The 18,412-nt window shown below is 68.5% G+C and carries 16 protein-coding genes; 7 read left to right on the forward strand and 9 right to left on the reverse strand.

The genetic code is table 11. The annotated features are described in order from the left end of the window. The first annotated feature begins 40 nt into the window (after positions 1 to 40). Positions 41 to 1,078: an alpha/beta fold hydrolase gene (locus JWS13_RS07500; protein ID WP_015890471.1), complete on the forward strand. Its 1,038-nt coding sequence runs from the start codon at positions 41 to 43 to the stop codon at positions 1,076 to 1,078. Positions 1,079 to 1,118: 40 nt separating this feature from the next. Next, entirely contained in the window at positions 1,119 to 3,623 is a 2,505-nt protein-coding gene (locus JWS13_RS07505; protein ID WP_206005146.1) for a DEAD/DEAH box helicase, read from the forward strand. A gap of 3 nt (positions 3,624 to 3,626) precedes the next feature. On the opposite strand, the gene JWS13_RS07510 is transcribed toward JWS13_RS07505, so the two are convergent. Beyond that, entirely contained in the window at positions 3,627 to 4,031 is a 405-nt protein-coding gene (locus tag JWS13_RS07510) for a DUF5997 family protein (RefSeq protein WP_072942367.1), read from the reverse strand. Between the two features lie 58 nt (positions 4,032 to 4,089). Between JWS13_RS07510 and JWS13_RS07515 the strand changes: the two genes are divergently transcribed. Continuing rightward, entirely contained in the window at positions 4,090 to 4,857 is a 768-nt protein-coding gene (locus JWS13_RS07515; protein ID WP_206005147.1) for a LysR family substrate-binding domain-containing protein, read from the forward strand. Positions 4,858 to 4,870: 13 nt separating this feature from the next. Here JWS13_RS07515 and JWS13_RS07520 read toward each other — a convergent pair whose 3' ends face one another. After that, positions 4,871 to 5,794, reverse strand: coding sequence for a hydrogen peroxide-inducible genes activator (locus JWS13_RS07520; RefSeq protein ID WP_124392921.1), 924 nt, complete (start codon positions 5,792 to 5,794; stop codon positions 4,871 to 4,873). An 88-nt stretch (positions 5,795 to 5,882) separates the two neighbouring features. On the opposite strand from JWS13_RS07520, the gene JWS13_RS07525 reads away from it, so the two are divergent. Next, on the forward strand, positions 5,883 to 6,563 hold the full coding sequence (locus JWS13_RS07525; protein ID WP_206005148.1) for a PhzF family phenazine biosynthesis protein: 681 nt from the start codon (positions 5,883 to 5,885) through the stop codon (positions 6,561 to 6,563). On the opposite strand, the gene JWS13_RS07530 is transcribed toward JWS13_RS07525, so the two are convergent. Next, entirely contained in the window at positions 6,549 to 7,265 is a 717-nt protein-coding gene (locus tag JWS13_RS07530) for a C40 family peptidase (protein ID WP_206005149.1), read from the reverse strand. The two genes, JWS13_RS07525 and JWS13_RS07530, sit on opposite strands and share 15 nt — an antisense overlap. A gap of 18 nt (positions 7,266 to 7,283) precedes the next feature. On the opposite strand from JWS13_RS07530, the gene JWS13_RS07535 reads away from it, so the two are divergent. After that, a complete protein-coding gene (locus tag JWS13_RS07535; RefSeq protein ID WP_124392918.1) occupies positions 7,284 to 7,586 on the forward strand; it encodes a hypothetical protein in 303 nt (100 codons plus the stop codon). Here the strand turns inward: JWS13_RS07535 and JWS13_RS07540 are convergent. The 4 genes from JWS13_RS07540 to JWS13_RS07555 form a co-directional block, all read right to left on the reverse strand. Further along, entirely contained in the window at positions 7,550 to 8,776 is a 1,227-nt protein-coding gene (locus JWS13_RS07540; RefSeq protein WP_206005150.1) for an aminotransferase family protein, read from the reverse strand. The genes JWS13_RS07535 and JWS13_RS07540 overlap by 37 nt on opposite strands. Before the next feature lie 68 nt (positions 8,777 to 8,844). Continuing rightward, positions 8,845 to 10,209, reverse strand: a complete 1,365-nt coding sequence (locus JWS13_RS07545; RefSeq protein ID WP_206005151.1) for an MFS transporter — start codon at positions 10,207 to 10,209, stop codon at positions 8,845 to 8,847. Positions 10,210 to 10,386: 177 nt separating this feature from the next. Beyond that, complete coding sequence (locus tag JWS13_RS07550; RefSeq protein WP_206005152.1) at positions 10,387 to 11,466, reverse strand: alpha/beta fold hydrolase; 1,080 nt, start codon at positions 11,464 to 11,466, stop codon at positions 10,387 to 10,389. Positions 11,467 to 11,563: 97 nt separating this feature from the next. Next, positions 11,564 to 12,208 carry a Pr6Pr family membrane protein gene (locus JWS13_RS07555; protein WP_206005153.1) on the reverse strand — a complete coding sequence of 215 codons (645 nt, stop codon included), beginning with the start codon at positions 12,206 to 12,208 and terminating at the stop codon, positions 11,564 to 11,566. 70 nt (positions 12,209 to 12,278) lie between these two features. On the opposite strand from JWS13_RS07555, the gene hrpA reads away from it, so the two are divergent. Further along, positions 12,279 to 16,166 (forward strand): ATP-dependent RNA helicase HrpA, encoded by a 3,888-nt coding sequence (gene hrpA / locus JWS13_RS07560; protein WP_206005154.1) that lies wholly within the window; start codon positions 12,279 to 12,281, stop codon positions 16,164 to 16,166. A gap of 37 nt (positions 16,167 to 16,203) precedes the next feature. On the opposite strand, the gene nrdR is transcribed toward hrpA, so the two are convergent. Both nrdR and JWS13_RS07570 read right to left on the reverse strand, forming a co-directional pair. Continuing rightward, positions 16,204 to 16,668, reverse strand: a complete 465-nt coding sequence (gene nrdR / locus JWS13_RS07565; protein ID WP_124393031.1) for a transcriptional regulator NrdR — start codon at positions 16,666 to 16,668, stop codon at positions 16,204 to 16,206. Positions 16,669 to 16,848: 180 nt separating this feature from the next. Beyond that, on the reverse strand, positions 16,849 to 17,346 hold the full coding sequence (locus JWS13_RS07570; RefSeq protein WP_206005155.1) for a LysM peptidoglycan-binding domain-containing protein: 498 nt from the start codon (positions 17,344 to 17,346) through the stop codon (positions 16,849 to 16,851). Positions 17,347 to 17,642: 296 nt separating this feature from the next. On the opposite strand from JWS13_RS07570, the gene lexA reads away from it, so the two are divergent. After that, positions 17,643 to 18,374, forward strand: coding sequence for a transcriptional repressor LexA (gene lexA, locus JWS13_RS07575; protein WP_206005156.1), 732 nt, complete (start codon positions 17,643 to 17,645; stop codon positions 18,372 to 18,374). Positions 18,375 to 18,412 lie beyond the last annotated feature (38 nt).

Here is an 18,412-nt window from a genome sequence, read left to right on the forward strand (position 1 = left end):
CTGTCAACATTCGGGAAATGCACCTAGTTCAGGAGGCGACATGAGCGACAACCGCATTCGTAAGCTCAGGCCTGTTCCGAACGCCGAAACCCGCATGATGTTCCGCACGATCCACGGCTACCGTCGCGCGTTCCGCATGGCGGGCGAGGGTCCCGCACTGCTGCTGATCCACGGCATCGGCGACAACTCGTCCACGTGGACCGAGATCATCCCGCATCTCGCCAAGAACTACACCGTCATCGCCCCCGACCTGCTGGGTCACGGACGCTCCGACAAGCCGCGGGCCGATTACTCGGTCGCGGCGTACGCCAACGGCATGCGCGACCTGCTGTCCACCCTGGGCATCGACAAGGTCACCGTCGTCGGTCACTCGCTCGGCGGCGGCGTCGCCATGCAGTTCTCCTACCAGTTCCCGCAGATGGTCGACCGCCTCGTCCTGGTGTCGGCAGGCGGCGTCACCAAGGACGTCCACCCGCTGCTCCGGCTCGCGTCCGTCCCGGTGGTCAACGAGGCCCTGAAGCTGCTGCGCATTCCCGGCGCGATGCCCACCGTGCGGCTGGTGGGAAACGTGCTGAGTCAGCTGAACGGCACACGCCTGCGCCCCGGTGCGATGCTCCACGACACTCCCGACCTGGTGCGGGTACTCGCCGAGTTGTACGACCCCACCGCGTACGAGGCGTACCTGCGCACCCTCCGCGCGGTCGTCGACTGGCGCGGGCAGGTCGTCACGATGCTCGACCGATGTTATCTGACCGAGAACCTCCCGGTGCAGCTCATCTGGGGTGATCAGGACGCCGTCATTCCGGTGAGCCACGCCCACCTCGCGCACGCGGCGATGCCCGGATCTCACCTCGAGATCTTCCGCGGCGCAGGACATTTCCCGTTCCGCGACGACCCGATGCGCTTCCTGCGCACCATCGAGAAGTTCCTGTCCGGAACCCATCCCCTGCAGTTCGACGAGGCGAAGTGGCGGCAGATGCTCGTCACCGGCGTCGGTGAGAGCACCATCACCGGCAGCGCGTCCACCCGCATGGCGGTTCTCGACGCGATGGGATCGGACGAACGCAGCGCGACATAGGCCCGGCAGCGGCGCACGGCCGTCCGGCTAGCCTGTAGCAGTGCTTCTCTCCGACCTGCTCCCCGAGAACGCGGATTCCGATTCCGTTTTCGACGCCTTCACCTCCTGGACCGAAGAACGGGGACTGACGCTCTATCCCGCCCAGGAAGAATCCGTCATGGAGCTGGTGTCCGGGGCCAATGTGATCCTGGCGACGCCCACCGGATCCGGTAAGTCGATGGTGGCGGTCGGCGCCCACTTCTACGCCATGGCCACCGGCAAGCGCACGTTCTACACGGCCCCGATCAAAGCCCTTGTCAGCGAGAAGTTCTTCGCCCTGTGCGAGGTGTTCGGCGCCGAGAACGTCGGCATGATGACCGGCGACGCCGCCGTCAACTCCCGGGCACCGATCATCTGCGCGACCGCCGAGATCGTCGCGAATCTCGCGCTGCGCGAGGGCCCCGACTCCGACATCGGCCAGGTCGTGATGGACGAGTTCCACTTCTACTCCGAACCCGACCGCGGCTGGGCGTGGCAGGTCCCCCTCGTCGAACTCCCCCACGCCCAGTTCCTGCTCATGTCGGCCACCCTCGGCGAGGTCGACTTCTTCTCGTCCGACCTCACCCGCCGGACCGGGCGGCCCACCACCGTCGTGGCGGGCACCGAGCGCCCCGTTCCGCTGATGTTCTCGTACGCGACGACGCCTGTGAGCGAGACGATCGAGGAACTGGTGACCACCAATCAGGCCCCGGTGTACGTCGTCCACTTCACCCAGGCCGCTGCCCTGGAACGCGCGCAGGCCCTGACGAGCGTCAACTTCTGTTCGCGCGAGGAGAAGGACGCCATCGCCGACGCCCTCGGCGGTTTCCGGTTCACCACCGGATTCGGCAAGACGCTCTCACGTCTCGTCCGGCACGGCATCGGCGTCCACCACGCGGGCATGCTGCCGAAGTACCGGCGCCTCATCGAGAAACTGGCGCAGGACGGTCTGCTGAAGGTCATCTGCGGCACCGACACGCTCGGTGTGGGGATCAACGTCCCCATCCGCACCGTGCTGCTGACCGGGCTGACCAAGTTCGACGGCACCCGCACGCGGCACCTGCGGGCCCGCGAGTTCCACCAGATCGCGGGACGTGCGGGACGCGCCGGCTACGACACGCTGGGCACCGTGGTGGTGCAGGCCCCCGAACACGAGGTCGAGAATCTGCGGGCACTGGCCAAGGCGGGCGACGACCCCAAGAAACGCCGGAAGGTGCAGCGCAAGAAGGCGCCGGACGGGTTCGTGTCATGGGGCGAGGCCACGTTCGATCGCCTCGTCGCCGCGTCGCCGGAGCCGCTCGTCTCCCGGTTCTCCGTGTCGAACTCCATGCTGCTCAACGTCATCGCACGCCCGGGGAACTGCTTCGAGTCCATGCGGCACCTCCTCGAGGACAACCACGAGCCGCGGCCGGCCCAGCGCAAGCACATCCTCAAGGCGCTGTCGCTGTACCGGGGGCTGATCGACGCCGGCGTGGTGCAGCGACTCGACGAACCCGACGCCGACGGCCGCATGGCCCGGCTCACGATGGAACTGCAGCGGGACTTCGCCCTCAACCAGCCGCTGTCGCCGTTCGCGCTGGCCGCCCTCGAACTCCTCGACGTCGAATCCGATTCCTATGCACTGGATGTGGTGTCGGTGATCGAGTCGACCCTCGACGACCCGCGGCAGGTGCTCATGGCGCAGCAGCACTTCGCGCGCGGTGAGGCGGTCTCGCAGATGAAGGCCGACGGGATCGAATACGAGGAACGCATGGAGTTGCTCGAGGAGGTCACCTGGCCCAAGCCTCTCGCGGACCTGTTGTTCCCGGCGTTCGAGATGTACCGGGTTGGGCATCCGTGGATCACGGAGTTCGCGCTGTCGCCCAAGTCGGTCGTGCGGGACATGGTCGAGCGGGCCATGACGTTCGCCGAAATGGTCAGCCACTACGGTCTGGCCCGTTCGGAAGGGCTCGTCCTGCGGTATCTCGCGGACGCGTATCGCGCACTGCGCCAGACCGTTCCGACCGAGGCCCGGACGGAGGAACTCGACGACCTCATCGAGTGGCTGGGTGAGCTGATCCGTCAGGTCGACTCGAGCCTGCTCGACGAATGGGAATCACTCACCGACCCCGGGGCCGAGGGCGACGACCAGCAGGTCGCGTTCGGCGCCGACGTGCCGCGCCCGATCTCGGCGAACACGCGGGCATTCCGGGTGATGGTGCGCAACGCCATGTTCCGGCGCATCGACCTCGCGTCGCGGCGGCGATGGGCCGAATTGGAGGGGCTGGACGACGGCATCGACGCCGACGAGTGGGAGGACCAGCTTCAGCCGTACTTCGACGAGTACGACTCGCTCGGCACCGGACCCTCGGCGCGCGGCCCCCAGCTGTTCCAGGTGGAGACCGCGCCCGAGCTGTGGCGGGTCCGGCAGGTTCTCGAGGACCCGCAGGGTGATCACGGGTGGGCGTTGACGGCGGTCGTGGACCTCCCCGAGTCCGACGCGGCCGGTGAAGTGATCTTCGACGAGCTCAGCATCGTCGAGGGGTAGCGGTCAGGAACGCGGCCGGCGCGGCTGATCACGCCGGGCCGCGTTCTTCTCCTTGATGCGGACGGTCTCCTTGCGGACCTCGGCCTGGGTCGCGCGCTCTTGCTGCAGCCACTCGGGGCGATCCGCCATGAGGGCGTCGATCTGCTCGGTGGTGAGCGCCTCGGTGATGCCGCCGCGCGCGAGGCCCGCGATGGACACCCCCAGCTTCGCCGCGACCACGGGACGCGGGTGCGGGCCGTTGCGGCGCAGCTCGAGCAGCCATTCCGGCGGATCGCTCTGCAGTGCGCCGAGCTCGTCGCGGGAGACGACACCCTCCTGGAACTCCGCGGGGGTGGCCTCGAGGTACACACCCAGCTTCTTCGCCGCGGTGGCGGGCTTCATAGTCTGAGGGCTCTTGTGCGACGTCATGGTGTCAAGAGTAACGAGCGTGTGCGGTGCCGTTGACCACGCCCGGTAGCCTGACGGAGTGACAGACGCGGATGCATCCTCTCCCTTCCGGCTCGCGTATGTCCCGGGCGTGACCCCCACCAAGTGGGTGCGGATCTGGGCCGAACGGCTGCCCGACGTCCCCCTCACGCTCGTCCCGGTGTCCGCCGCGGACGCACCCGATCAGCTGCGGGACCGGAGTGCGGACGTGGGCCTGGTGCGGTTGCCGATCGACCGGACCGGTCTCAGCGCCATCCCGCTGTACACCGAGATCCCGGTGGTCGTGGCACCGAAGGATCACGTCGTGGCGGCGGTGGACGAGGTGTCGATCGCGGATCTGGCGGACGAGATCATCCAGCACCCCCTCGACGACGTCCTCGTGTGGGAGCGCGTGCCGGGACTGCCCGCCGCGGACCGTCCGGCCACGACGGCCGACGCGATCGAACTGGTCGCCGCGGGGGTCGGGCTGCTCGTCGTCCCGCAGTCGCTCGCCCGGCTCCACCACCGCAAGGACCTCGTCTACCGGACGGTGTCGGACGGCCCGGAGTCGCGGATCGCGCTGTCGTGGCCCGAGGACGAGACCACCGAGCTGGTGGAGGAGTTCATCGGCATCGTCCGGGGTCGCACCGTCAACAGTTCCCGGGGCCGCACCCCGACGGCGGCCGAGCCGAAGAAGAAGCGTCCCGCCGCGTCCTCGTCCGCACGCCAGAAACCGGCGGCGGGGGCGAGGACGCCGCGGCCCGGATCCGGAGCCAAGGGCGGCAAACCCAAAGGTGGCAAGAAGGGCAAACCGCGGCGGCGGTCCTGACACTCCGCGCCCGTCAGGCGGGGGTGCCCACCGGTGCCGTCTTCGTGAACAGGCGCGCGAGTTGTCCGTAGTCGTCCGCGCGGGCACTGGACGACCGGAACACGAGGCCGATCGTGCGACCGGGCGCGGGGGCGGCGAAGCGGGCGGTCGCGAGCGGCCCCCGTCCGGTTTCGACCTGGACGGCGGATTCTGGCACCAGAGTCACGCCGAGTCCGCCGGCGACGCACTGCACCACCGTCGACAGCGACGTGGCGCGGGTGTCGCCCGCCACCGGATGCGCGTCCACCGAGCGGCACAGGTCGAGGGTCTGGTCGCGCAGGCAGTGTCCCTCGTCGAGCAGCAGGAGGGGAAGCTCGTCCAACATCGGCGGGGAGATGTCGGTGCGACCGGCCAGCGGGTGCCCCTTCGGGACGACCATCACGAAATCTTCTGTGTACAAGGGGATGTCGACAAGACCGCCGACACCGCTCGGCAGGGCCAGCACCGCGACGTCGAGTGAGCCCACACGCAGCGCCTCGAGGAGTCGCGCCGTCTGGTCCTCGATGACCTGCGGCTCCAGTGCGGGCATCTCCTCGCGCAGCGCCGGCAACAGGGCAGGCAGCACGTAGGGGGCGACGGTGGGAATGAGTCCGATCCGCAGGGGGCCGGCCAACCGGTCGCCGACACCCGCGGCCGTCGCGACGAAACCGTCCGCGGCCTCGAGGATGACCTTGGCCTGACCGAGGAGCCGCTCCCCCGCCGCGGTGACGAGGACGCGCCGGGTGCTGCGCTCGATGAGCTGCACACCGAGACCGTTCTCCAATGCCGCCAGCGACTGCGACAGTGTGGGTTGGCTCACACTCAATCGTGCTGCCGCCGTGCCGAAGTGGCGGTACTCCGCGACTGCCACGAACGCACGCAGCTGCGACAGTGTGGGTTGATAACTCTGATCGGCCATGCCTATCAGCCTAATGCCGTCCATCGCCTCGGCCTGTTGGACGGGTTCCTGCACAATGCAGGAACACCGGGAGCGATAGGGTGCGTCAATGCCCATCCACGTAGACGTCGTCCGGGTGTTCACCGACGACAAAGGACGCCACGGCAATCCGCTCGGCATCGTCGACTCCTCGGCCGTCCCGCCGGAGGATCGGCAGTCCGTCGCCCGCACGCTCGGATACAGCGAGACGATCTTCGTCGACATTCCCGGGCCCGACGACGAGCACGCGCGCGCCCAGATCTTCACCCCGACCACCGAACTGCCCTTCGCCGGACATCCCACCGTCGGGCTGTCCTGGTGGTTGCACGAGCGCGGCGCCGCCGTCAAGACTCTGGACGTGCCCGCGGGCCCCGTCGCCACCCGGCGTTCCGGCGCGATCACCTGGGTGCGGGCCCGGCCCGAATGGGCGCCGGAGTTCTCGCTGTACCCCATGGGCAGCGTGCGCGAGGTTCAGGCCGCCGACCCGAAGAAGTTCGGTGCCGGGCACCACTACCTGTGGGCGTGGACCGACAAGGTCGAGCATGCGATCCGGTCGCGAATGTTCGCCCCCGACATGGGCATCACCGAGGACGAGGCCACCGGAGCCGCTGCCGTCCGGATCACCGCGCACCTGCGGCACGCCCTCCTGATCACCCAGGGCAAAGGATCCGAACTGCGCACCACGTACGACCCCGCCGGCTGGGTCGAGGTCGGCGGACGGGTCCACCCCGAGAAGTCACGCACCCTCTGACGACGGTCGCCTGCCCCGGTCCGCGGCGAGGTCGGCCTCGCTCAGGCTCACCTCGATCTCCCGGCCCAGCGTCACACCGGGCGAGAGGGGAAGCCGGTCGCCGCTCCAGAATTTGCCGGGGTCGTACCAGTTGGTGCGCCTGCGACCGCTGATCAGACCCATCTCCTCGTACGTCTGCGCGACCACCTCGGCGCAATAGGCGCTTTCGAGACTGGCCGACTGCTCCTGCCGACGGCGCAACCCGGGCAGGCGCCCACCGAACCACCGCGACGCGAGTTTCGCGGTGGACGGGAACGGCGTGCCGTCGAGCCGCGCGATCGCCCGCAGCAACGCGTCCTCCTGCTGCGGCGTCGCCGGTTCGGCGAGCTGACGCAGCCATCCCCGCTGCCCGTACCGCGCACCCCACACCTGGACGGCGGCGCGCAGGTCGTGGAGTTGCACACCACGCTGGAAGCGGCCCGTCCACATGTCCTGCAACGAATGCCCGAGCTCGGCGTGCCACATCAGCGGTGGAAGGTCCTCGAGCACCACCGACATGCCCACGTGGTTGACCGGACTGTTCGTCAGCGTCTGGATCGCCCTGTCGGCCGGGGATTCTCCGCGGAAGATCCAGATGTCGCCGGTGCGGGTGACCTCGACCGCGGTGTCGAGGTCGATGGTGGAACCGTGTCGTCGTGCGTCCGTGTGCCGTGGCGCGTCCATGGGCCCTAGCCTAGAAGGATGCGACCCCGTGGCAGGCAATGGTGGAAACTTCTCGGACTCGCCGGTGTGGTGGGTGTCGCCGCGACCGGGGTCGTCGCGGTCCGCGCGGATCGGCAACGCAAGGCGTACACGCCCGACGAGGTGCGGGCCCGCCTGCACGAGCGCTACACCCGCGCGTACGCCGCGCACGACGGGCAGCAGGAGATTGCGCTGTCGGCGCCGACGTGGCGGGACCGGGTCACCGGCGCCCTGCACCGCCTCCGCAGGCGGGGCGCCGGCTCGGATCAGCCCAGCGCCCGGCGGAACCCGTCCGCGAGCTGAGCGACCTGATCGTCCGTCATCACGAACGACGGCGAGATCTGCATCGCGCCCTGCCCGGCGGCGCGGCCCGAGATTCCGAACTCGCGCAACGTGTTCACGAACGGGAGCGCCTCCGCCGGATCGGCCAACTGCACGGCAGCGACCGCGCCGAGACCGCTGCGCACTTCCTCGACCCGCGGGTGGTGGGCGAGGGGCGCGAGGTGCTCGTGCAACGAGGACTCGAGCCGCTTCGACTCCGCCAGCAGGTTCTCGCGCTCGATGATGTCGAGGTTGGCCAGTGCGGCCGCGGCGGCACCCGCATGCCCGCCGTAGGTGTAGCCGTGCCGCCACCACACGCCGCCGGCGAAGAACGGCTCGGCCACCCGCGGGGCGATGAACACCGCACCCATCGGGACGTACCCGGAGGTGAGACCCTTCGCGGTCGTCATCATGTCGGGCTGCAGATCGAATCGCGTCGACGCGAACCACTCGCCGCCGATGCGGCCGAATCCCGTGACCACCTCGTCGACCACGAACAGGATGTCGTGCTCGCGACAGATGTCGCGGACCTCCGCGAGGTAGCCCTCCGGCGGCAGGTACACGCCGCCCGCGCCGATGACGGGTTCGCAGAAGAACGCGGCGATCGTGTCGGCGCCGACCTTCTCGATCAGCTCGAGCAGGCCCTTGGCGTCGTTCCACGCGACGGTGGCACTGTCGGGCATCAACTCGCCGTAGCCCTCGCGATTGGCGGGGATCCCCGCCAGCGCAGTGCCCGCCACGTGCATCCCGTGGTAGGCCTTCTGACGGCCGACCACAATCGTCTTGGACGGCTTGCCCATTTCGTGCCAGTAGCGGCGGGCCAGTTTGGCCGCCGTGTCCACGGAGTCCGAACCACCCGAGGTGAAGAAGATCTTGCTGCCCGGCACCGGTGCGATGGTCGCGAGCCGATCGGCCAGGGCCGCGGTGGTCTCGGGAACGAAGTCACCGAAATTCGAGAAATGAGCCACGGTCCGCAACTGTTCCGCGACGGCGTCCGCGATCTCCGCGCGGCCGTGCCCCACGTTGGTGAACCACAGACCCGCCGTCGCATCGAGGTACCGGTTGCCGCGATCGTCCCAGATGTACGCGCCCTCGCCGCGGGACACCACGAAGGCGCCCTTCTGTTCCACCGCACCCATGTCCGCGAATCCGTGCCACAGTGCCGACGCCATGCTGATCCCTTCGTGAAACCCCGCCCGAGCCGACTATGCCACGGCGCGCCCGGAAGGATCGTGGCGCATCACTTGTGCGCCAGGGCGGTGGGGTGAGCCTCCGTGTCGATGCCCGGGATCCCGCGACCGCGGATGGACGCGCCCGCGGTCTCCGCCACGAAGTACAGCGCGACGAGTCCGACCGCACACGCGGCCATCATGTAGAAGGCCGGCATGAGGGTGTTGCCGGTCCATTCGATGAGCAGTTCGTTGACCGCGGGGGCGGTGCCGCCGAACAACGACGTCGACACGTTGTAGGCGATGGCGAAACCCGCGAACCGCACGTGGGTCGGGAACATCGCCGGGAACGTCGCCGAAATCGTGGACAGCTGCAGGACGTACAGCAACCCGAGCACCGCGAAGGCGACGATCGCCCATCCGAAACCCTGACGCATGAGCAGGTACATGGGGACGGCGAGCACGATCAGACCCACCAGCGAGCCGTACCACAACGGCTTCCGGCCCACCCGGTCCGACAGCGCACCCGCGAACGGGATGACCGCCATCATCACGATCTGCCCGACGATGAACAGGGTCAGCGACGCGGTGGACGTCAGCCCGATCTGCGTCTCCAGATACGTCGGCATGTAACTGAGCAGCGTGTAGTTGGTGACGTTCAACGCGATGACGAGTCCGCCGAGCAGCAGCAGCGGCTTCCAGTACTCGGTGACCAGGTCCTTGAACTCGTGGGTCGTCCCCGACTCCACCGCGCCTTCCGCGTCCAGTTCCCGGAAGACGGGTGTCTCCTCGAGCTTGGTCCGCAGGTAGAGGCCGATCAGGCCCATCGGCCCGGCGATCAGGAACGGGATACGCCAGCCCCAGGTGGACATGAACGGATCACTGGAGAACAGCTCCACCACCAGGACCACGATCGCGCCGAGCGCGTAACCGCCGAGGGTGCCGAACTCGAGGAAACTTCCACAGAATCCGCGCTTGCGGTCCGGCGAGTACTCGGCCATGAACGTTGCCGCGCCGCCGTATTCGCCGCCCGTCGAGAAGCCCTGGATCATGCGCAGCAGCACCAGCAGCAGGGGCGCCCAGAACCCGATGGCGTCGTAGCTCGGCACGAGGCCGACGCAGAACGTCGCACCCGCCATCAGGACGATCGTCAGCGCCAGCACCTGGCGGCGTCCGAGCCGGTCACCCAGCGGACCCCACACGAGACCGCCGAGCGGTCGCACGACGAACGACACCGCGAACACGAGCAGCGCGTAGAGGGTGGCGGAACCGGTGTCGCCGGGGAAGAACGCGGCCGAGATGTACGACACCGTGAACGCGTACACACCGTAGTCGAACCATTCGGTGGCGTTGCCCATCGCCGACGCCGCGATCGCGCGCCGGAGAACACCTGGTGGGAGCGTTTCCTGCTCGTCTGAAGAATTCGCCGATGCCATAGATCCCGCCTCCTCGGGCCGGTTTTCGCGTTCCCTCATTGTGTCCCGAGTGGCACGTGTTGTCGCGAGTTTGCCATTTACGGACGCCGCGATCCGCATCGCCGGTGTTCCAGCTGGTCGACGCCCCACGTTCGCGGGGCGGTCCTCGCCGACCCCGAGGGCAACGAATTCTGCGCGTTACCGGAACGTGGGACCGACGACGGGACGACCGCGTAGCCCGCGCCACCAGGCGGCGGGCCCGCCGTGGGCGACCCAGTGCCGCACGTGGTCCACGTAGTCCGTGGCCACCCCCACCCACTCGCTCCAGGCACTCGGTGTGGGCAGGGTTTCGACGGAACGGATCAGGAGACGATCGATCGCGTCCGTGACCAGCTGCGCGCGCTCCAGCTGCACCATGTGCCCCGCACCGGGCACCTTTACCAGTTCCACGTCCGGCAGATGACCGGCGATGGCCTTCGAATACCGGAACGGGGTCAGCAGGTCGCGGTCGCCGCACACCACGAGCGTCTCGATCGGCGCGAGCAACGGCACCGCGGCCGTCTCGTCGTGATTCTTGAACGACGGAAGGAAGTCGACCAGCGTCTTGAGGGACGTGTCGTTGATCATCTGCTCGGAGTGCCACATGATCGCCGGGCTGATGCTGCGGTCACCGAACGACGCCGACCTCAGGATCGGCGCCAGCACCCGCTTGCTCGCGCCGCGACCGCTCTGGACCACCCGGGGCAGGTGACGGGCCGCGGTGCTGAATCCGGCGACGACGGGCGTGTTGAGGGTGCGCGCGAGCCCCACGTCACCGAGCTTCTCCGCAGCGGTGGCGATCAGACCCACCCCGACGATGCGGGAACCGATCAGATCGGGATTCCGGCCGACGTACGAGAGTACGGCCATACCGCCCATCGAGTGGCCGACCAGCACGACCGGTCCCTCCGGCACCAGCGCTCGGATCACCGCGTCGACGTCCTGCGCGAGATGCGGGATCGTGCACGTGTCCCGGCGCGGCACCCCGGAGCTGCCGTGGCCCCGCAGGTCGAAGAACACCATGCGGATCGTCGAGCCCCACGTCTCCTCGAGCTGAACCCGCTGGAAGTGCCAGCCGGTCATGCGGTTGCAGAAGCCGTGGACGAACACCACGGTCAGCGGGGCGAACGCCGGACCAACCTCGCGCACCGCGAGGGGGACCCCGTCGTCGGCGGCGACGACACTGCCGCGGTCGCGGGTGAGCAGGTCGAAGGTCTCCCCTGCGAACTCGTCGAACATAGTCTCCCAGCCGTTGCCGAAGTCACGGATGATCGCGTGGACGCCTGTCGTGTGGAGGATAGCGCGGCCTGCGAATCGGCTGTGCGAGGCTGCGCCGCTACCGGTCCTCGCCGTACCGGCGGCGGGCACCGAGGCGTCCCACCGCGTTCACGGCGAGCGCCATCAACGCCATCGCCAGCAGCAACACGACCGCGGTGACGGTCAGCTGGAGGTACCCCTGATCCCGGGGGTCCAGGAACGGATACGGGTACCAGTCGACGATCGGGCCGCGGATCAGGGAGTAGGCGCCGTACACGGCCGGAAAGATCAGCCAGCCGAGGCTCTGGGCGTCGGAGATCCGCACCCGGGACGGGGCGAGCACCCAGTCGAGCAGCAGAACGAGAGGCAGCAAGCGGTGCAGGGCCGTGTTGATCCAGGCGTCCTGCAGCATGACGTCGACATTCGCCAGCAGCACCGCGTACACGATTCCGGTGATGACCATGTACAGCGTCGTCGCGCCGCGGAACAGCTGCCAGCGCCGCGACTGCGGATCCCGGACCGCGCCGATCACCAGGACGACCACGGCGAGGATGTTGCTCTCGATGGTGAAATAGCTGAGGTAGTCGGCCGTCGAGAAGTCGGCGCTGCCGACGTTGCGGAGCGGAATCCACAGCAGCGCGATCAGCCCGTAGACGGCGAACGCCGCCCGCAGAACCCGAACGATCCTCTGACCTCGCAGCTCTGTGACGACGGCGGCGTCCATCCGCCGATATTCGCACACGGGCGGGCGCGGCACAGGGCGATCCACCGGGTTGGCTAGGCTGGGGTCCAGCATGTCCACCACAGCACCCAGCCGGCGGGAACTGAACAACAGCCTCGGCGAACTCACTCTGCGCGACGAACACCGGCTCCGCCGGCGACTCGACCGTGCCCGCACCCCCGCCGCCCTCGCCTCCCTGTCCGACGAGATCGACGCCGCACGCGGCCGCATCACCCGGAGACTCGACAGCGTCCCCGCCATCGAATACCCGGACGCACTGCCGGTCAGCCGGCGCCGCGACGACATCGCGAAGGCGATCGCCGAGAATCAGGTCGTCATCGTGGCCGGCGAGACGGGATCCGGCAAGACCACGCAGATCCCGAAGATCTGCCTCGAACTCGGCCGCGGCGTCCGCGGCCTCATCGGACACACCCAGCCCCGCCGTCTCGCCGCGCGGACGGTCGCCGAACGGATCGCCGAGGAACTCCACAGCGAACTCGGTGAGACCGTCGGCTACACCGTGCGATTCACCGACCGGGTGTCGGACGGCACGCTGGTGAAGCTGATGACCGACGGAATCCTGCTCGCCGAGATCCAGCGCGACCGGATGCTCCGCCGGTACGACACCCTGATCATCGACGAGGCGCACGAACGCAGCCTCAACATCGACTTCATCCTCGGATACCTGCGCCAGCTGCTCCCCCGCAGACCCGACCTGAAAGTGATCATCACGTCGGCGACGATCGACCCGGAACGCTTCGCGGAACACTTCGCCGCCGACGGCGTGCCCGCGCCGATCGTCGAGGTGTCCGGGCGCACGTTCCCCGTCGAGATGCGGTACCGACCGCTCACGGTGGAAGTCGGCGAGCAGACGTTCGACCGCGACCCCGTCGACGCGGTCTGCGAGGCGGTCGAGGAGCTCTCCGGCGAGGGCGACGGCGACATCCTCGTCTTCCTCTCCGGCGAACGGGAGATCCGCGACACCGCCGACGCCCTCCGCGACCGCAGACTGCGCGGCACCGAGATCGTCCCCCTGTACGCGCGATTGTCGGCAGCGGAACAGCACAAGGTGTTCACCCCGCACACCGGGCGGCGGGTCGTGCTGTCGACGAACGTCGCGGAAACATCGCTCACCGTGCCCGGCATCCGATATGTCGTGGACCCGGGCACCGCCCGCATCTCCCGCTACTCGGTGCGCACCAAGGTGCAACGCCTGCCGATCGAACCGATCTCGCAGGCGTCCGCCCGCCAGCGGTCCGGTCGTTGCGGCCGTGTCGCCGAAGGCATCTGCATCCGCCTCTACTCCGAGGAGGACTTCGAGTCGAGGCCCGCGTTCACCGAGCCGGAGATCCTGCGCACCAACCTCGCGTCCGTCATCCTGCAGATGACGGCGCTCGGCCTCGGCGACGTCGCCGCGTTCCCGTTCGTGCAGCCGCCGGACCCGCGGGCCGTCCGCGACGGCATCGGTCTGCTCGAGGAACTCGGCGCGATCGAACGGAAGGCCCAGAACGAGCAGCCCGTCCTCACCCCGGTCGGACGCGAACTCGCGCAGATCCCCGTCGATCCGCGCATGGCGCGGATGCTCGTCGAGGCGCACCGGAACGGCTGCCTGTCCGAGGTGCTCGTGATCGTCGCCGCCCTCTCCATCCAGGACGTGCGGGAACGTCCCGCCGAGTTCCAGCAGGCGGCCGACGAGAAGCACGCCCGGTTCGCCGTGGAGAATTCCGACTTCCTCGCCTACCTCGAACTGTGGAAGTATCTGCGCGAGCAGCGGAACGAGTTGTCGTCCAACCAGTTCCGCAAGATGTGCCGAAACGAATTCCTGCACTGGCTGCGCATCCGCGAATGGCAGGACCTGCACGGTCAACTCCGCCAGATCACCCGGGGCCTCGGTTGGGACACCACCGGCACCCCGGCAGGCGAGGCGGCGATCCACCAGTCCCTGCTCGCCGGTCTGCTGTCGCACATCGGGCTGCGCGAGGGTGACAAGCGGGACTTCCTCGGGGCCCGCGGAAGCCGATTCGCGGTGTTCCCCGGCTCGAGCCTGTTCAAGAAGCCGCCGCGATGGGTGATGGCCGCCGAACTGGTCGAGACGTCCCGGCTGTGGGCGCGGATGTCGGCCCGGATCGAACCCGAATGGGCCGAGAAACTGGCGCCGCACCTCGTGAAGCGCACCTACTCCGAACCGCACTGGTCGTCGAAACGCGGCGCCGCCATGGCCTACGAACGCGTGACGTTGTACGGGATCCCCCTCGTCGCCCGGCGTGCGGTCACCTACAGCACCATCGATCCCGAGACGTCCCGGGACCTGTTCATCCGCCATGCCCTGGTGCAGGGTGAATGGCAGACGCAGCACAAGTTCTTCCACGCCAACCGCGCGCTACTCGAAGACGTCGAGGAACTCGAGCACCGCGCCCGCAGGCGCGACATCCTCGTCGACGACGACACTCTCTACGACTTCTACGACCAGCGCGTCGGCCCGGAGGCGGTCTCCGCCCGGCATTTCGACTCGTGGTGGAAAGTTGCCCGCCGCAAGAATCCGGACCTGCTCACGTTCACCCAGTCGACGGTCGTCAACGCCGATTCGGCCGCGGTACTAGGCGGCGAATACCCCGACGCGTGGCGTCAGGGCGACATGCAGGTCCCGCTCACCTACCAGTTCGAACCCGGCAACGAAGACGACGGCGTCAGCGCCCGCATCCCGATCGCGTTGCTCGCGGGGCTGCGCGCCGTCGGCTTCGACTGGCTGGTCCCCGGCATGCGCGTCGAACTGGTCACCGCACTGATCAAGACGCTCCCGAAGACCCTTCGCCGACAGGTGGTTCCGGCACCGGACTTCGCGGCCGCCGCACTGGCCGCGGTGAAACCCCGCTCCGAACCGCTCACCACGGCGATGGCACGCGAACTGTCCCGGCTCGGTGCCTGCCGCATCGATCCGAAGGATTTCGACGTCACCGCACTCCCCGACCACCTGCGCATGACGTTCGTCGCCGTGGACGAGAAGGGCGCCGTCCTCGGCCGGAACAAGGACCTCGCGTCGCTGCGCAAGTCGCTCGCACCCCGCGTCCAGGTGGAAGTGGCGAAGGCGGCGTCGAACTCGGAGCGACCGCCCGCACTCACGTGGACCCCCGCCACCCTCGGTTCCCTCGAGGCCACCGTCACACGCGAACTCGGCGGGCAGAAGGTCACCGGCTACCCCGCCCTGGTCCCGGAGGGTGACGGTGTCGCCGTCCGCGTCCTCAGCACCGCCGCCGCCCAGCGAACCGCGATGCGCGACGGAACGCGCCGGCTGCTGCTGGCCGCCGTTCCCACCCAGGCGAAGACGGTGACGTCCGGTCTGGGCAACGCACAGCGACTGGCGCTCGGGCAGAACCCCGACGGCAGCCTCGACGCGTTGATCGACGACTGTCGCACCGCCGCCGCGAACCAGTTGATCGCCGCGCACGGCACCCCGGTGCGCACACCGCAGGAATTCGACGCCCTCGTGGTGAAAGCGCGTGCGGAGATGGCCCGGAACGTGGCGGTGCTCGTGCGACTGGTGTCGCCGGTGCTCGAAGCGGACCACCGGCTCGCCGTCGTGCTGGAACGCGCCACCGGTGAGGCCGCCGACGACGTGCGGGAACAACGGCAGTCGCTGCTGTTTCCCGGATTCGTCGCCGACATCGGCGCCACCCGCCTCCGCGAACTGCCCCGCTACCTCGCTGCCGCGGTCGCACGTCTCGAAGCCCTCCCCGGGAGCGCACCGCGCGACCAGAAGGGGATGGATGCCCTCGACCGGGTGTACGCCGGATACGAGCGCATGCTCGCCGGCCTGCCGGAAGAACGGCAGCACTCACCCGAGGTCGACGCGATCCACTGGATGATCGAGGAACTGCGCGTCAGTCTGTTCGCTCAAACCCTCGGAACACCGGTCCCGGTCTCCGAGAAGCGGGTTCTGAGCGCCATGCAGAAGGTGCGCTGACGCGCGGGCAATACAAGAAATGCGCTGACGCGCAGGCTCAGGCGCCGTCGCGGGATTCGCGGTGTTCGCGTAGCTCTTTGATCTCGCGCGCGAAGTCCTCGGCGGAGCTGAACGACCGGTACACGGACGCGAAACGCAGATATGCGACCTCGTCGAGGTCACGAAGCGGACCGAGGATGGCGAGGCCCACCTCGTTGCTCGGGATCTCCGCGGAACCCGACGCGCGGACCGCGTCCTCGACCTGCTGGGCAAGGAGATTCAGTGCGTCGTTGTCGACCTGCCGGCCCTGGCAGGCGCGGCGGACACCCCGCACCACCTTCTCCCGGCTGAACGGTTCGGTGACCCCACTGCGTTTGACGACCGACAGGACGGCGGTCTCGACGGTGGTGAACCGTCGACCACACTCGGGGCACGACCGGCGGCGGCGGATGGCCTGTCCCTCGTCGGCTTCGCGCGAATCGACCACACGTGAATCGGGGTGCCGGCAGAACGGGCAGTGCATGGCGATTCCTTCGTCGTAGCCGTCGTGGCCGCAACTGTTCGCCTCCCCCGATGGCGAACCGACGAAAACGGATTCACGCAGCGGATGCACGATCTCGACGCGACCACACGCGGTGGTGGGACTGACAGCCTCCGAGACTACTCGGCCGTCCGACGGGACAGTCATGCAGAGCCACCCCCGTCACCGGGTCGCGGACGACGGGACGATCAGACTCTGGCCCGGGTGCAGCGCCGAATTGGACATGGCATTGAGCTCCATGATCCGCTCGATCACCTGCGCCACCGGCATTTCCGGTGCGATCCGCGCTGCGACCGCGGCCAGGCTCTCGCCCTGCTGCACCTGCACGACCTCCGTGGCCGCCGAATTGCTCACACTGCCGCCGGTGGCCAGCTGGGCGACCCCGGCGAGCCCGCACAACACACCGGCGGTGATCACGACCCCGGCGAGCACCGTCCGCCAGCCGACGTCGTTCGCCCCGCGTTCGTGGTCGGCGCGGGAGACGCCGGTGTGGGTGGGCCGGTACGCGACGGCGCCGGACGACGGACGGCGCAACTCCCCGTCGGTGCGCCGGCGACGCGGTTCGGTGCGGTACGACCGCGCGGCGCCGGAACGGACGACACCCCGCTCGAGTGCCTGCCGGTTCAGCACTGCCTGCCGATGGAGAACTGCGTTGCTCATCGGTACCTCCGCTGCTCGTATCCGTGTCGGACTATTGATGTCGAACTATTGATGTCGAACTTTTGAGGTCGGACTTTGATGTCGATTCGCTCCGGGGCAAGTGTTCGATCACGCGTTCGAAAGAACACATGTTCGATTTCTACCACGACCCTCCGACAATGTCTCTACTTCTCGCGACACGTGTCGAACAGATGTTTGAAACTCCGAGGAAAGCGGGATAGATTCGTGTCACGCGGCACAGCAGTCACATGCGACCCATACCGACAAGATCGACACACAGACGGAGGCACCTCGCCATGAAGGACGACAGCTCGACCGACGGTTCGACTCCACGTGTGAGCGGTGGCTCCGCCGCCGGGTTGACCGACCGGCAGCGCCGTGTCCTCGAGGTGATCCGCACATCGGTCAACGAGCGCGGTTACCCGCCGAGCATCCGCGAGATCGGCGACGCGGTGGGGCTCACCTCCACGTCGTCCGTTGCCCATCAGTTGCGGACGCTGGAGCGGAAGGGCTTCCTCCGCCGGGACCCGAACCGTCCGCGCGCCGTCGACGTGCGCGGTCTCGACGAGGTCGCGGCGGGCGCCGCCGCGAACGCAGGCGCCGCTGCCGGGTTGGCCGCCGTCAAGTCCGGGACCGACGGCACACCCCTGCCGGAGCCCACGTTCGTACCCGTCCTCGGCCGGATCGCCGCCGGTGGCCCGATCCTCGCCGAGGAAGCCGTCGAGGACGTCTTCCCGCTCCCCCGTGAACTCGTGGGCCAGGGTTCGCTGTTCCTGCTCAAGGTCGTCGGCGAATCGATGATCGACGCCGCGATCTGCGACGGCGACTGGGTGGTGGTCCGTCAGCAGAACGTGGCGGACAACGGGGACATCGTGGCAGCGATGATCGACGGCGAAGCCACCGTCAAGACGTTCAAGCGCACCGACAGCGAGGTGTGGCTGATGCCGCACAATCCGCTGTTCGATCCGATCCCCGGCAACGACGCGGCGATTCTGGGCAAGGTCGTCACCGTCATGCGCAAGATCTAGTCCTGCCGTATCCAGTCCCTGCCGTCGGCAGACACGAG

Origin of the sequence: Rhodococcus pseudokoreensis (assembly GCF_017068395.1) — a bacterium.
GTDB lineage: Bacteria > Actinomycetota > Actinomycetes > Mycobacteriales > Mycobacteriaceae > Rhodococcus_F > Rhodococcus_F pseudokoreensis.